Genomic DNA, 14,020 nt, shown 5'->3' on the forward strand with positions numbered 1-14,020 from the left:
CGCGCGGGGGCGGCACGGGCGCAAGCCCGCAGAACACGCAGCCGCGCGTCAACACGCCGCAGGCGGCGCCGTCTTCGGGTGGCAATAATTCCGGCCTGCCCGGCTCTGGCCCGTATCCCCGATTCGGCGGCGATACCGAACGCATCGTCGCCGTGTACATCGGGCTGATGAAGAGCATCTTCATGCACGAGTTCGGCCATGCGCTGATCGGCGAACTGCAATTGCCGTCCACCGGCGCCGAAGAAGACGCGGTGGATATCTACGCGGCGTTGCAGATCGTGGAACCCACGATGTACCCGTCGGGCAGCAAGGATGTGGACCGCATGGCGCGCGAAGCGGCCACCTACGCCGCCCTGCAGTGGTACTACAGCGGCAAGCTGTCGGAAAGCCGTGGCCAGGCGCCGTCGGCATGGCAGGACGAACACACGGGCGACCTTAAGCGCTTCCGCAACATGCTGTGCATCATGTACGGCGGCAACCCCGCCGTATTCGAAACGGTGGTTCAGCAAACCGGCTTCGAAGACCGCACCAAGGCCCGTTGCACGGACGAATTCAACAAGCAGAACCGTGCGTGGCGCAAGATTCTGGCGCCATACACGCGCGTCGGCACCTGGACGCCGGACGGCGAGCAAGCGGCCAACGCGCCCGGCGCGCCGGTGAACGTGGTGTTCGAGCCGTCCAAGCGCAAGATCGGCAACCTGTTCGCGAACAACCTGTCGGCCGCCATCGGCGAGAACATCAAGCTGCTGGGCAAGACGTATGTGCTGCCCCGGCCGGTGAACGTGGTTTTCAAGGATTGCGGCAAGCTCAACGCCTGGTACAGCCCGCGTGAAGGCTCGATCACCATGTGCTATGAGCTGATCGAGAACATTGCCGTAATGATTTCGGACATCGAAATGGGCACGGTGGGCGGTGAAATCGTGGCCAAGGACGGCTCGGCTCCGCCTGCCCGTCAGCAGCAGGCGCCCGCGGGCCAGGGGCAGGGCGCCGCCGCCCCGACCGGCGGTTTCGATGAATTGAAGGACAGCGGCATCCCGGCTACGACCTTGCTGTTCTCGGCGCCGTACAAGGGACCCACGCCGGTCCAGCACTACCGCGCCAAGGTCATCACCACGGGCGACCTGGTGCAGCTGATCAAGAACAACAAGAATCTGATCATCGTGGACAGCAGCGGGCTGCGCGACACCTTGCCCATCGCCTATCCGCTGGCCGACGCGGGTTCGGACGGCAGCGTCAAGGACAGCCTGCAAGGTCCGCTGGACGATTGGCTGATGAAGAAGTCGGGCGGCAACCGGGGCGTGCCGATCGTGTTGATGGGCGCCGGCATGAACGACCGTTCGTCGTACAACGCGGCGTTGCGTGTCGGCACCTTGGGCTGGGACGCCTACTGGTATCGGGGTGGCCTGGAAGCTTGGGTGGCCAACGGCTTGCCGACCTCGCCCGTGAAGCCGGCGCAGAACTAATCGGGCTGTCCCCGTCGGCGCGCCGACCTTGGCGGGCGGCAATAAAAAGCCCGCCTGTTTGCACAGGCGGGCTTTTTTTCGTCTTCAGACCGGGCTTACTTGCCTTGGGCGGCCAGCGCCAGGGCGGCGGCGTTGACGACGGCGGCGATACGGCCGGCGTCGCGCAGCTGTTCGGTCGACAGGCCGTCGTTCTTCAGGTTTTCATAGTGCGAGGCCACGCAGAAATGGCACTTGCCGATGATCGAAGCAACCAGCGCGAACAGTTCAAAACGCTTTTTCTCGACGCCGCCATGGGTGGCATAGGCGTTCATGCGCAGCTGCGCGGGCAGGCTCTTCAGGTTGGCGTCGCCCGTCATTTCGACATAGGGATACCAGGTGTTGTTCATGCCCATCAGCGCGGAAGCGGTCAGGGCGGCATTGGCGTCGCCTTCCGACAGGCCGCTCTTGAAGGCTTCGACCAGCACCGGGCTGCGCGCAGCGTAAGCGGCGGACAGGGCGGCGCCGACGGCGTCTTCAGGGGCCAGCGTGGAACGGGCGATGACGGCGTCCAGATTCAGGCGGATGTCCTTGGCCCAATCCGGCAGCTGTTCCTTAATGGTCGTAAGAAATTCCATAGTTTTTACCTATAATCTAGAGCAAGTAAAGCCCGGCGCCGGGCCTGCGTACAGGTCCGGGACCGGGCTGGAAATTACAGCGTAGCGCCGCCAACCGTACGGTTGCACGGGCAGAGCTCGTCGGTTTGCAGACCGTCGAGCAAACGCAGAACTTCTTCCGGGTTACGGCCGACGTTCAGGTTGTTCACCGAAACGTGCTGGATCGTGTTGTCCGGGTCAACGATGAACGTGGCGCGCAGAGCAACGCCAGCACCCTTTTCACGGACGCCCAGTTGGTCGATCAGGGCACCGGTGGTGTCGCCGAATTGGTAGTGGCCCAGCTTGTTCAGGTCCGGATGCTCACGGCGCCATGCCAGCTTGACGAATTCGTTGTCGGTGGAGCCGCCCAGCAGGACGGCGTCGCGGTCTTCGAAATCCTTGGCCAGCTTGTTGAAGCCGACGATTTCGGTCGGGCACACAAACGTGAAGTCTTTCGGGTAGAAGTAGATCACCTTCCACTTGCCGGGGAACGAGCTTTCGGTGATGTCTTCAAACGCCGACACGCCATTCTCTTCGTGCTGGTTGAAGCCGGGCTTGACGCCGGTGACCTTGAAGGGCTCGAGTTTGTCGCCAACAGTTTTCATGTTTACTCCCAGTAGTTGTTGGTGGAGATAAGGCAGTGCCTTAAACCATAAATTCTACGCTATGGATTATCGTTGTCTAATTGATAATTCCTAAACTTGGCTTTGGGCAACTCTATCCGCGCGGTCAGCCCACCGCCTTCGCGAGGCAGCATCCGCAGCGTGCCGCCCACGTGCTTGAGCAGGCGTTCGACAATGGCCAGACCCAGGCCCGCGCCGCTGACACCAGTACGCGCCGCCTCGCCACGCGAGAAAGGCCGCAGCAGCCGGTCGACATCTTCCGGGGCGATGCCAGGACCGCGGTCGCACACCTCGATCACGATCATGCCGCCTTCGGCTTGCAGCGTCATGACAAGGTGCGCCATGCCGTCGCTGGACCGGCCATAGCGCCGCGCGTTTTCGATCAGGTTGCTGACCACCCGCTTCAGGTCCAGCGCCGTGATCCGCGCGCGCAGCCCGGGTTCCAGCGACGCTTCCAGTTCGCCGCCCAACGACGCGGTGTGGCTGCGTTCACGTTCATAGAGTTCGGCCAGCACAGCCGATATGTCGGTGGCCAACTGCGGCAGGGTGCCGGCCGGCCGCGCGTATTCCATTAGCTGGCCGATGCTGTGATCGATCTGGCCCAGGTCTTCGTCGATGGCCTGGCGGGCGTCTTCCGACACGCCGCTAAGCTCGATTTCCAGCCGCATGCGGGCCAGCGGGGTACGCAGGTCGTGCGAGATCCCGGCCAGCATCAACTCTCGGTCGGCCTCGGCCTGCCGCAGGTCTTTGGCCATGCGGTTGAACGAGGCGTTCAGATCGCGAATTTCCAAAGGACCCTGTTCGGGCAGTGGCGCGGGCGTCTCGCCGCGCGACAACACCTGCGCGGCGCGGGCAAGCCGGGACAGGGGCCGGTTCACGAACCCCACGCTGACCGCCGCGCCGACAAGGGAAAGCAGCAACGCCGTGGCGCCCCATCCCAGCCATTCGATACCGCCCGTCAAGCCAATCTGTTCTCGCTCGAACACCAGCCAGTACAGATCTTTTTCGATCTGGAAGCTGACCCAGAAGCCGGGCACCTGGTTGACGCCCCAGGCGATCTGCGTCTCGGGGCCAAAGCGCGTGCGGATGTGCTGCGCCACACGCTGCCAGTAGTCGTCGTCGGGAAGGGCTTCGGCGAAGTCGGTGACTTCGCGCGGGTAGACCTGAATGCCCTCGTTGGTGGCCAGGTCAAGCAGCAGCTTGCTGCGTTCGCCGTTATGAGAGTAGATCAGGGCCGTGCGCGTGATATTGACGGCCGTGATCACCCGCTGCGCCATTTGATTGGCGCGCGGTCCCAGCTCCATGCTGAAAAATACTTGTAGCCACGCGCCCAGGCTGACCAGCATCAGCGCTGCGAGCAGCAGGAACGTGCGGCCGAACAAGCCGAGCCGCAAACGTGAAGTCAGGTTCCTGAAGGTTCTGCGCAAGCGGGGCACGAGGCTGCGCTCCTGCCCAGGGCGGGCGAGCCGATCAGCTACCACCGTCCGGCACAAACACGTATCCGAGACCCCAAACGGTCTGGATGAACACGGGCTTGGACGGATTGGGTTCGATCAATTTGCGCAGGCGCGAGATCTGTACGTCGAGGCTGCGATCGAAAGCTTCGTATTCGCGGCCGCGAGCCAGTTCCATGAGCTTGTCGCGGGACAGGGGAATCTTCGGATGGCGCGCGAACACCTTGAGCACCGAGAATTCGCCGGTAGTGATCGGCACTTGTTCGCCGTTGCGCGTCAGCGTACGGGTGGACAAGTTCAGCACATAGGGGCCGAAGGCGATCGACTCGTTTTCCTGGCTGGGAGCGCCCGGATGTTCTTCGGTGCCGCGACGGCGTAGGATCGCGTTGATCCGTGCCAGCAGTTCGCGGGGGTTGAAGGGTTTGGACAGGTAGTCGTCCGCGCCCATTTCAAGGCCCACGATGCGGTCGATTTCTTCCGCCTTGGCCGTGAGCATGATGATGGGCGTATTGTCGTGGCCACCGCGCAGCCGACGACAGATGGACAGACCATCTTCGCCGGGCAGCATCAGATCCAGCACGAGCAGGTCAAAATGCTCGCGTTGCCAGAGTTTGCCCATCTCTTTGGCGTCTTCGGCAACGAAAACGTTGAATCCCTGCTCGGACAAATACCGGCGCAGCAAATCGCGCAAGCGCGGATCATCGTCAACGACGAGGATTTTTCGGGTGGGGGTGGTGTTTTGCGTATTCATGGCCGGAAATGTAACAGTGACAAGAACCAGCGGCTAGTGGGCGTTCACAAGATATTACACATTGCGAACCATGGTTGAAATCCCCCTTACAACCGGGGGCAGAGCCGCGTATTTCGTACAATCTGCACCTATGGAACTAAACCTGCTGGCTTTGGAAACGTCTTCGTCCCGTTGCGGGGTGGCTTTGCTGCGAACGGTCGATGGCCGTTTGCAGGTGATTACCCGCGAGCACGAGGGGTCCCAAGAGCATGCGGAACGACTCTTGCCGATGGCCAACGAACTGCTTGCCGAGTCGGGCATTGCGCCCACGGCCCTGCACGCCGTGGCGTTTGGCCAGGGGCCGGGCGGTTTCACCGGCCTGCGTGTAGCCTGCGGCGTGGCGCAAGGCATGGGCCTCGGGCTGGGCATTCCGGTGCTGCCCGTGGTGTCTCATCAGGCGGTCGCGGCGCAGGTGGCCGGGGCCACGCCCGTGGACGCCATCGTGGTGGCGCTGGATGCGCGCATGAACGAGGTCTATCTGGCGGTTTATCGCCCGGTGGCCGCGCAGGGGGCTGAGGACGCCGGTTGGGAGGTCCTGCAAGCGCCGCTGCTGATCGCGGCCGCCGAGGTCGTGCCCTGGACGGCGCACCACCTTGCCCAATGGTCGGAAACCGCGGGCCAGGCTTTGCGCCCGCTGCTGGCGGGCGATGCGTGGGATGCCTACGCGTCCGACATGATTCCGCGGGATGGCTGGACCCGAGCCGCAAACGCGTTGCGCCCTGAAGCCGCCAGCGTGGCGCGTCTGGCGCGCCAAGGCTGGCTGCGTGGCGAGGCCCTGCCACCGGAAGCGGCCGCGCCGCTTTATGTGCGCGACAAGGTCGCATTCACCACTGCCGAGCGCATGCGCGGGGAAGGCGGCAACCCGAAGGCCGCGCCGTCGCTGGCGCCAGAGGCCACGCAATCGCAGCCCAACGACCGATCCCAGCCCACCAAGCCATCGCAATCCGGTGCACAGCCACAGCACGCTAAGCAGCCGGAGCTTGGCCGCGTACCGCAACCTTCCGACCCGCTGGCGCCCGCCGAACAACCCCAGCCCTTGACGCACGACGACCTGGACGAGGTCGCCGCGCTGGAGGCCCACGTGCAGGCGTTTCCCTGGACGCGTGGCAATTTCGTGGACGCTCTGGCGGCGGGCTACGGCGCGTGGGTACTGCGCCGCGACGGCAAAGTCGCTGCCTTTTGCATTTTGATGTTTGCACCGGACGTCGCGCATCTGCTGGTCATCGCCGTGTCCAAGCACCTGCACCGGCAGGGGTTGGGCGGCATCCTGCTGCAATGGTGCGAGGCGCAGGCGCGGGCACGGGGGCTTGAAGGCGTGCTGCTGGAAGTGCGCCCGTCCAACGTGTCGGCCGTCAACTTCTACCGGCACCACGGCTATTTGCAGATCGGCGTGCGCCGGGGGTATTACCCGGCCGAAAGAGGCACGCGCGAAGACGCGCTGGTGATGCAGAAACGCTTTGATGCCATGCTGGAGGTGGCCGCATGAGCCTGCCGACGCCCACCGCGGCGCCCCGCGTCAATCCGCTTCAACGCATCTGGCTGCGCGAAATCGGCATGGAAAGGCTGTGGCTGCGCCCGGCTCCGGCCGATGCACGCGCGCCCGTTGCGCCGCAAGCCCCTGTTTCCAAACCGGTTTTGCCGGGTTCCGGAGTGCCGCTCCGTGCCCCGGATGCGCCGATCGCGCCCGTGAACCTGTCGCGGGAGCCTGCCGCTGGGCAGATGCCGGCGGCCGCCGCGCCGCCCGCCGCAGCCCCTTCGGAGCCGGCTGCTGCACCGGCCGCTGCCCCGACCGTCGTCGCAACCGAACGCAGTTCCGGACGCCCGGGCATTCCCGCTTCCATCCTGAACCGCACCGGCCCACCGCCGCGTCCTGTACCCAAGACGGCCGAAGAAGAAACCGTCGAGGCGCCTCGCATCCCCGTGGCCGAAGCGGTGAAAAACGCCAACCTGGACGAACTGCGCGAGCAGGTGGTGGCATGCACGGCCTGTGGGCTGTGCCAGGGCCGCCGCCACGCCGTCTTTGGCCATGGGGCAACGCCTACTCGCTGGCTGGTCGTCGGCGAGGCCCCGGGCGAGCAGGAGGATCGGCAGGGCCATCCGTTTGTCGGCCGTTCCGGCCAGTTGCTGGACGCGATGCTGGCCGCCGTGGGCATGAGCCGCGACACCGACGTCTTCATCACCAACGTCATCAAATGCCGCCCGCCGGGCAACCGCAACCCGAAGCCCGAGGAAATTGCCGCTTGCAGCCCGTATCTGATGCGCCAGATCGCGTTGCTCAAGCCGGAGCGCATCCTGGTTCTGGGTCGGTTTGCCGCCCAGACGCTGCTGGGCACGGACGCCACCATCGGCAGCCTGCGCGGCCGCGTGCATACGCTTAAGACGGAAGACGGCAGCGAGATTCCGCTGATTGTCAGCTATCACCCCGCCTACCTGCTGCGCAGCCCGTCCGAAAAGGCGCGCGCCTGGCAGGATCTGAAGCTGGCGTCCCGCCAGATCTGACCGCCCGGCTTGCCGCTGGCGGCGGACGATAAAAAGCCGGGCCCGGGCCCGTCTTTTATCGCCTATCTTTTTTATCGCCCGCCCTGGATTGCCCGTTTTTCGTTGCCGATCAACGGCTTGCCGTCTTAGTGGGTATTCGAATCCAGCGCACGCCCATGGCCTTCCTGCCCGATCTGGTCGTGCAGATCCGGGTTGGCCTGCATGTTGCGCTTGCTCCAGCGCATGAACACCACCATCAGCACCGCGACCACCGAGCCAAAAATCACGATGATGATGTTGATCGGCAGTTGCAGCCACAGCAGCAGCGTGTACATCGCCACCATCAGCAGGATGTTGAGCTGTTCATTGAAATTTTGCACCGCGATGGAATGGCCCGCCGACAGCAGCACGTGGCCGCGATGTTGCAGCAGCGCGTTCATCGGCACCACGAAGAAACCGGCCAGCCCGCCCGTGATCAGCAGCAGCAGGTAGACGCTCCAGGGCGAATAGACCAGCGGCATCAGCAGCACGACCAGCCCCATGGCGGCGCCCACCGGCAGCACGGCCAGCGCGCGGCGCAGCGGGATGCGGCCGGCCAGGATGGAACCCACGACCGTACCCAGCGCCGCCACGCCCATCAGCATCGACGCCTTGTCCAGCTGATAGCCCAGGTGGCTGCGACCCCATTCGATAACGATCAGTTGCAGCGTGGCGCCCGCGCCCCAGAACAGGGTGGTGACCGCCAGCGAAATCTGGCCCAGCTTGTCTTTCCACAGCACGCAGACGTAGCCCCAGAACGTGCGGATCAGGCGCACCGGGTTTTTCTGCTGCGGCGGGTAGCGCACATGCGTGCGCGGAATCATCAGGTTGCACAGCGCCGCCAGCAGGTAGACGAAGGCGATGACCAGGATGGCGGCTTCGGCGGGCGTGTGCACCAGGCTGCCGATGAACGAATGGCTTAACAGGGCGGTCGAGACCGAGGACGAAATCAACAGGCCACCCAGCACCGTGCCCAGGATGATGGAGAAAACGGTCAGCCCTTCGATCCAGCTATTGCCCTTGACCAGCATGTGCGGCGGCAGCATTTCAGTGACGATGCCGTATTTGGCGGGGGAATAGGCTGCCGCGCCGATCCCGACCACGGCATAGGCGGCGCAAACCAGGTAGGTCTGGTATTCGGGGGCGACGCCGATGCTGGCGTACGAGAACATCAGCAGACAGCCGGCCACCTTCAGGGCGTTGGTGGAGAACATCACGCGGCCCTTGGGGAAAGAGTCCGCCAGGGCGCCGACAAAGGCCGCCAGCACCACGTAGGCCAGCGCGAACGACCATTTCATCATGGGCGCCAACCAGTCGGGGCCGTGCAGCTCCTGTATCAAGGCGATGGCTGCGATGAACAGCGCATTGTCCGCCAATGACGAGAAGGCCTGCGCGGCCATGACCAGATAGAAACCACGTTTCAAGAATGTCCCCGTTCTTTGGCCTGAGCCCGGCCAGTCCGCGTGAAAATTATGTGTCGTGCCAAAAAGTGTCAGGGAGTATAGCCGGTGCCCGAAGGCGCACCATTGAGCGTTTGCCCGTGGGTTGACCATTGCTGACGTTTAGCGACAGACTGCCTGCGGTATCATACGACCCATATGTGAGCCGGCCCTTCGTGGGCCGGTTTGCAATCTGTGCGGCAGGTCCGTTAACGCCTTTCGTCAACCCACCCCGTCGTCATCGTACTGTGCGTCTTACTCAGCTAAAACTCGCCGGCTTCAAGTCCTTCGTCGATCCCACCGTGATTCCCGTGCCCAGTCAACTGGTTGGCGTGGTGGGTCCGAACGGCTGCGGGAAATCGAACATCATCGATGCGGTGCGCTGGGTACTGGGCGAGGCCAAGGCCTCGGAACTGCGCGGCGAGTCCATGCAGGACGTCATTTTCAACGGCTCGGGCAACCGCAAGCCGGCGGCCCGTGCGTCGGTGGAAATGGTGTTCGACAACAGCGAAGGGCGGGCCGCCGGCCAATGGAGCACCTACGCCGAAATCGCCGTGCGCCGGGTCCTGACCCGGGACGGCACCAGCAGCTATTTCGTCAATAACCAGCAGGTGCGGCGCCGCGACATCCACGACATCTTCCTGGGCACCGGCCTGGGCGCGCGTGGCTACGCCATCATCGGGCAGGGCATGATCAACCGCCTGATCGAGGCGCGCCCTGAAGAACTGCGGGTATTCCTGGAAGAAGCGGCCGGCGTGTCGCGCTACAAGGAACGCCGCCGCGAGACCGAAAACCGCCTGTCCGACACGCGCGAAAACCTGACTCGCGTGGAAGACATCCTGCGCGAACTGAACAGCCAGCTTGAAAAGCTGGAAGCCCAGGCCGAAGTCGCCACGCGATACCGCGAGCTTCAGGCCGACGGCGAAAAGAAACAGCATTCCCTGTGGTTCCTGAAGGAAACGGGGGCCCGCGAAGAGCGCGCCAAGAAAGCCCAGGAAATGGCCCAGGCGCAAAACGAGCTGGAAGCCGCCATCGCCGGCCTGCGGGCGGGCGAAGCCGCGCTGGAATCGCGCCGTCAGGCCCACTACGCGGCCAGCGACGCGGTGCACACCGCCCAAGGTGCGCTGTACGAGGCCAATGCCCAGGTCAGCCGTCTGGAAGCCGAGATTCGCCACGTGGTGGATTCGCGCAACCGCCTGCAATCGCGCCGCGACCAGTTGCAGCAGCAGATCGCGGAATGGACCAGCCAGCGCGAGCATTGCACTGAACAAATCGCCCAGGCCGAAGACGACCTGGCCACCGCTGCCGCCCGCACCGAAGAGGCGCGCGCCGCCGCCGAAGATGCCCAGGCGGGGTTGCCCGCCGTCGAGCAGCGCGTGCGCGAAGCCGCCTCGGGCCGCGACGAAATGCGCGCCGCCCTGGCTCGCGTCGAACAGAACCTGGCGTTGGTCGCCCAGACCCAGCGCGACGCCGACCGCCAGATGCAGGTGCTGGAGCAGCGCCGCGAACGCCTGCAACAAGAGCTACGCGAGCTGCACGCGCCCGACCCCGTCCGCCTGGAGCAACTGGCCGGCGACCGTGTAGCCGGCGAAGACCAGCTGCAAGAAGCGCAGGAAGAACTGGCCACGCTGGAAGGCCGCGTGCCGGAAGCGGACGCCGAGCGCAGCCGCGCCCAGGCCGCCGCCCAGACCGACGCCCAGAACCTGGCCCGCCTGGAAGCCCGCCTGTCCGCGCTGGTGAAATTGCAGGAAGACGTGCAAAAACAGGGCGCGCTGGAACCCTGGCTGGCCAAGCACGAATTGGCCGGGCTGTCGCGCCTGTGGCAAAAGCTGCACGTGGAGCCGGGCTGGGAAACCGCCCTGGAATCCGCCCTGCGCGAGCGCATGGCGTCCATGGAAGTGCGCAACCTGGATTGGGCGCGCGCCTTTGCCGAAGACGCGCCGCCCGCCCGGCTGGCTTTCTATCAATTGCCCGTGGCGGCGCCCGCGCCGGCCGCCCCGGCCGGCCGGACGCCGCTGGCCAGCTTGCTGCGCATCACCGATCCGGACCTGCGCACGCTGCTGAACGACTGGCTGGCCGGCATCTACACCGCGACCGACGTGACGCAGGCCCTGGCCATGCGCGCGACCTTGCCTGCCGGCAGCGCCTGCGTGGTCAAGGCCGGCCACCTGATCGACGCGCATAGCGTCCGCTTTTACGCGCCGGATTCCGAACAGGCCGGCCTGTTGGCCCGCCAGCAGGAAATTGAAAACCTGCAACGCGAGATCAAGGCCCAGCAGCTGATCGCCGACCAGGCGCGCGCCGCCGTCGCCCGCGCCGAAGCGGCCTGGCAGCAGGTCTCGCAGGCCATCGCCCCGGCGCGTACGCGCGTAGCCGAGGTCACGCGCCGCGTGCACGACATCCAGCTTGAACATTCCCGGCTGCAACAGCAGGCCGAACAATCCGGCGAACGCGCCTCGCGCCTGCGCCAGGATCTGGAAGAAATCAAGGTTCAGGAAGAAGACCTGCGCGCCACCCGCGAAGAAGCCGAAGCCCGCTTCGAGACGCTGGACGAAGAGCTGGCCGAGCACCAATCCCGCTTTGCCGACGCTGAAATGGATGGCGAAACGCTGGCCGCCCAGGCCGAAGCCGCCCGCACGCGCCTGCGCGAGCTTGAGCGCGCCGCGCAAGAAGCCGAGTTTGCCGAACGCGGCATCCAGGTCCGCATTACCGACCTGCAACGCAACCAGCAGTTGGCCGCCGACCAAAGCCAGCGCGGCACGGTCGAACTGGAACAACTGATGGGCGATCTGGCCGAGCTGGATGCGTCCGCCTCGCAGGCCGGGTTGCAGGATGCGCTGGAAGCGCGCGCGGAGCGCAAAGAAGCGCTGTCGCGCGCTCGCCAGGAAATGGAAAACCTGGCGGCTCTGCTGCGCGGCGCCGATGAGGATCGCCAGCAGCAGGAGCAGACGCTGGAACCGCGCCGTGCCCGCATCATGGAATTGCAGCTGCAAGAGCAGGCCGCACGCTTGGCCGAAGAGCAGTTCACCGAACAGCTGAACGCCCGCGAAGTCGACCGCGAGGCGCTGGCCCAGGACCTGGCCAACCGCCCCGAGGAATGGCGCCGCGCCAGCTGGCTGCAACAGGAAGTGGGCCGGATCTCGCGCCAGATCGAATCGCTGGGGTCGGTCAACCTGGCGGCGCTGGACGAATTGAACACGTCGCGAGAACGCAAGGGTTTCCTGGATTCCCAGCACCAGGACTTGATGACCGCCATCGAAACCCTGGAAGACGCGATCCGCAAGATCGACCGCGAAACACGCGAGCTGCTGCAAGAAACCTTCAACATCGTGAACGGCCACTTTGGCGAGCTGTTCCCCAAGCTGTTCGGTGGGGGCGAGGCCAAGCTCAGCATGACGGGCGAGGAAATTCTCGACGCGGGCGTGCAGGTCATGGCGCAGCCGCCCGGCAAGCGCAACAGCACGATTCACCTCTTGTCCGGCGGCGAAAAAGCGCTGACCGCGACCGCGCTGGTGTTCGCGCTGTTCAAGCTGAACCCCGCGCCGTTCTGCCTGCTGGACGAGGTGGACGCGCCGCTGGACGACGCCAACACCGAACGCTACGCAAACCTGGTCGCCAACATGAGCGAGCAAACCCAATTCCTATTTATTTCGCACAACAAGATCGCCATGCAGATGGCCAAGCAGCTGATCGGCGTAACCATGCAAGAGCAAGGGGTTTCGCGTATCGTTGCGGTAGACATAGATTCGGCCGTGCAAATGATGGCCTCCGAAGCGGCATAAACCCCATATTTAGAAAGGCGCCGCCCTCCTGGCGCGGGATGTACACATGAGTGATTTGCAGATCGGGCTGATAGCCCTGGGCGTCTTGCTGATACTGCTGGTGTTGGGATTCAACTGGTGGCAGGACCGGCGCGTCCGGCGCAAGATGCAAAGCCATTTCCCCACGTCTGAACAGGATCCGTTGCTGGGCGCCGGCGCTGCCGGCGCAGCCGCTTCGGCTACTGCCGCGGGCGCGAGCCGTCGCGAACCCGGCATGGGCGGCGATGCGCCGCGCGCGCATCCCGGCCAGCCCGCGCCGGTGGATCCGGGCAGCGATGCCGACGACACGGAAGAACCCGATCCCGCCTGCGAAGTGGTCATTGAAATCAATTTCGCCGAACCCGTGCGTGGCGCCGACCTGCTGCCTTACATGCAAAGCCTGCGCCACGTAGGCCGCAAGCCGATGCGCGTGTTCGCCGAGACCGACCAGCGCCGCCATCGTGCCCGCGTGCATGCCGGCGAATCGTATGCGTCGATGCAACTGGCGGTGTTGCTGGCCAATCGCAGCGGCCCCCTGACTGCCATTGAATGGTCGCAAGCCTGGGCGCGCGCCCAGGACATGGCCGAACGTTTCGACGCCACCATAGAAGGCCCCGACCAGCAAGCCGTGCTGGAGCAGGGCGCCCGGCTGGACGACACCTGCGCCGCGCTGGACACCCAGGTCGGCCTGACGCTGCTGCTGGGCGCGGCCCAGCCTGCCGCTGAAGTGCTGTCCGTGGCCCGCGACACGGGCTTCGTGGCGGACGGCAACCGGCTGGCGTGGCCCGCGGAAAATGGCGTGACGCGCTTCACGCTGTCGCGCGCCGATGGCGCCGCCTTCGATGCCGGCATGGGTGGCGTCGAACGCCTGTACCTGCTGCTGGACGTGCCTTGTGCACCGGCCGATACGCGCGCCTTTGGCCGCATGGTCGACGTAGGCCGCGACCTGGCCGCCCGCCTGCGCGCCGAACTGGTCGACGACCAGGGCAAGCCACTGGCGGATGGTTCCGAAACGGTTATCGACGAACGCCTCCAAGTGCTGTTCGAACAGCTTGAACAAGCGGGCCTGCCCGCCGGAAGCGAGCGTGCTCAACGGGTGTTTGCATAAATGAGCCGCGCGTCTGGTGAAGTCAACCCGGCGGAAACCGCGGCGCGCCTGCGCGCCGAGCTGGAACAGCACAACGTCCGCTATTACGTCTACGACGAGCCCTCCGTCTCGGATGCCGAGTACGACGGGCTGATGCGGCAGCTTGAAGCCCTTGAGGCCGAGCATCCCGAACTGATCACCCCGGAATCGGCCCC

Annotated in this window: 10 protein-coding genes and 1 pseudogene; 6 read left to right on the forward strand and 5 right to left on the reverse strand. The window is 65.1% G+C overall.

Annotation, left to right across the window (positions count from 1 at the left end; genetic code table 11):
• Positions 1–1,463 (forward strand): DUF4344 domain-containing metallopeptidase (locus tag ACNPP0_RS19705; RefSeq protein ID WP_448706788.1); only part of this gene is annotated, 1,463 nt, incomplete at its 5' end.
• A gap of 95 nt (positions 1,464–1,558) precedes the next feature.
• On the opposite strand, the gene ACNPP0_RS19710 is transcribed toward ACNPP0_RS19705, so the two are convergent.
• The 4 genes from ACNPP0_RS19710 to risA all read right to left on the reverse strand — a co-directional run bounded on the left by ACNPP0_RS19710 (position 1,559) and on the right by risA (position 4,923).
• Entirely contained in the window at positions 1,559–2,077 is a 519-nt protein-coding gene (locus ACNPP0_RS19710) for a carboxymuconolactone decarboxylase family protein (RefSeq protein ID WP_006223770.1), read from the reverse strand.
• 74 nt (positions 2,078–2,151) lie between these two features.
• Positions 2,152–2,700 (reverse strand): peroxiredoxin, encoded by a 549-nt coding sequence (locus ACNPP0_RS19715; protein ID WP_006217982.1) that lies wholly within the window; start codon positions 2,698–2,700, stop codon positions 2,152–2,154.
• A 59-nt stretch (positions 2,701–2,759) separates the two neighbouring features.
• Positions 2,760–4,154: a sensor histidine kinase RisS gene (gene risS, locus ACNPP0_RS19720; RefSeq protein WP_006217983.1), complete on the reverse strand. Its 1,395-nt coding sequence runs from the start codon at positions 4,152–4,154 to the stop codon at positions 2,760–2,762.
• 34 nt (positions 4,155–4,188) lie between these two features.
• Entirely contained in the window at positions 4,189–4,923 is a 735-nt protein-coding gene (risA, locus tag ACNPP0_RS19725) for a response regulator transcription factor RisA (protein ID WP_003813882.1), read from the reverse strand.
• A gap of 130 nt (positions 4,924–5,053) precedes the next feature.
• Between risA and tsaB the strand changes: the two genes are divergently transcribed.
• Both tsaB and ACNPP0_RS19735 read left to right on the forward strand, forming a co-directional pair.
• Entirely contained in the window at positions 5,054–6,448 is a 1,395-nt protein-coding gene (gene tsaB, locus ACNPP0_RS19730) for a tRNA (adenosine(37)-N6)-threonylcarbamoyltransferase complex dimerization subunit type 1 TsaB (protein ID WP_448706789.1), read from the forward strand.
• On the forward strand, positions 6,445–7,461 hold the full coding sequence (locus tag ACNPP0_RS19735; protein ID WP_448706790.1) for a uracil-DNA glycosylase: 1,017 nt from the start codon (positions 6,445–6,447) through the stop codon (positions 7,459–7,461). The genes tsaB and ACNPP0_RS19735 overlap by 4 nt, the downstream gene beginning before the upstream one ends.
• 125 nt (positions 7,462–7,586) lie before the next feature.
• Here the strand turns inward: ACNPP0_RS19735 and lplT are convergent, their stop codons facing one another.
• On the reverse strand, positions 7,587–8,903 hold the full coding sequence (gene lplT, locus ACNPP0_RS19740; protein WP_046802555.1) for a lysophospholipid transporter LplT: 1,317 nt from the start codon (positions 8,901–8,903) through the stop codon (positions 7,587–7,589).
• A gap of 263 nt (positions 8,904–9,166) precedes the next feature.
• Between lplT and smc the strand changes: the two genes are divergently transcribed.
• The 3 genes and pseudogenes from smc to ACNPP0_RS19755 form a co-directional block, all read left to right on the forward strand.
• Positions 9,167–12,700: a chromosome segregation protein SMC gene (smc, locus tag ACNPP0_RS19745; protein ID WP_448706791.1), complete on the forward strand. Its 3,534-nt coding sequence runs from the start codon at positions 9,167–9,169 to the stop codon at positions 12,698–12,700.
• Between the two features lie 46 nt (positions 12,701–12,746).
• A complete protein-coding gene (locus tag ACNPP0_RS19750) occupies positions 12,747–13,826 on the forward strand; it encodes a cell division protein ZipA C-terminal FtsZ-binding domain-containing protein (RefSeq protein WP_104142985.1) in 1,080 nt (359 codons plus the stop codon).
• Positions 13,827–14,020 (forward strand): annotated as a pseudogene (locus tag ACNPP0_RS19755) (DNA ligase LigA-related protein); the annotation flags it as partial. It abuts the gene before it with no gap.

This window comes from Achromobacter semiaridum (assembly GCF_053543755.1).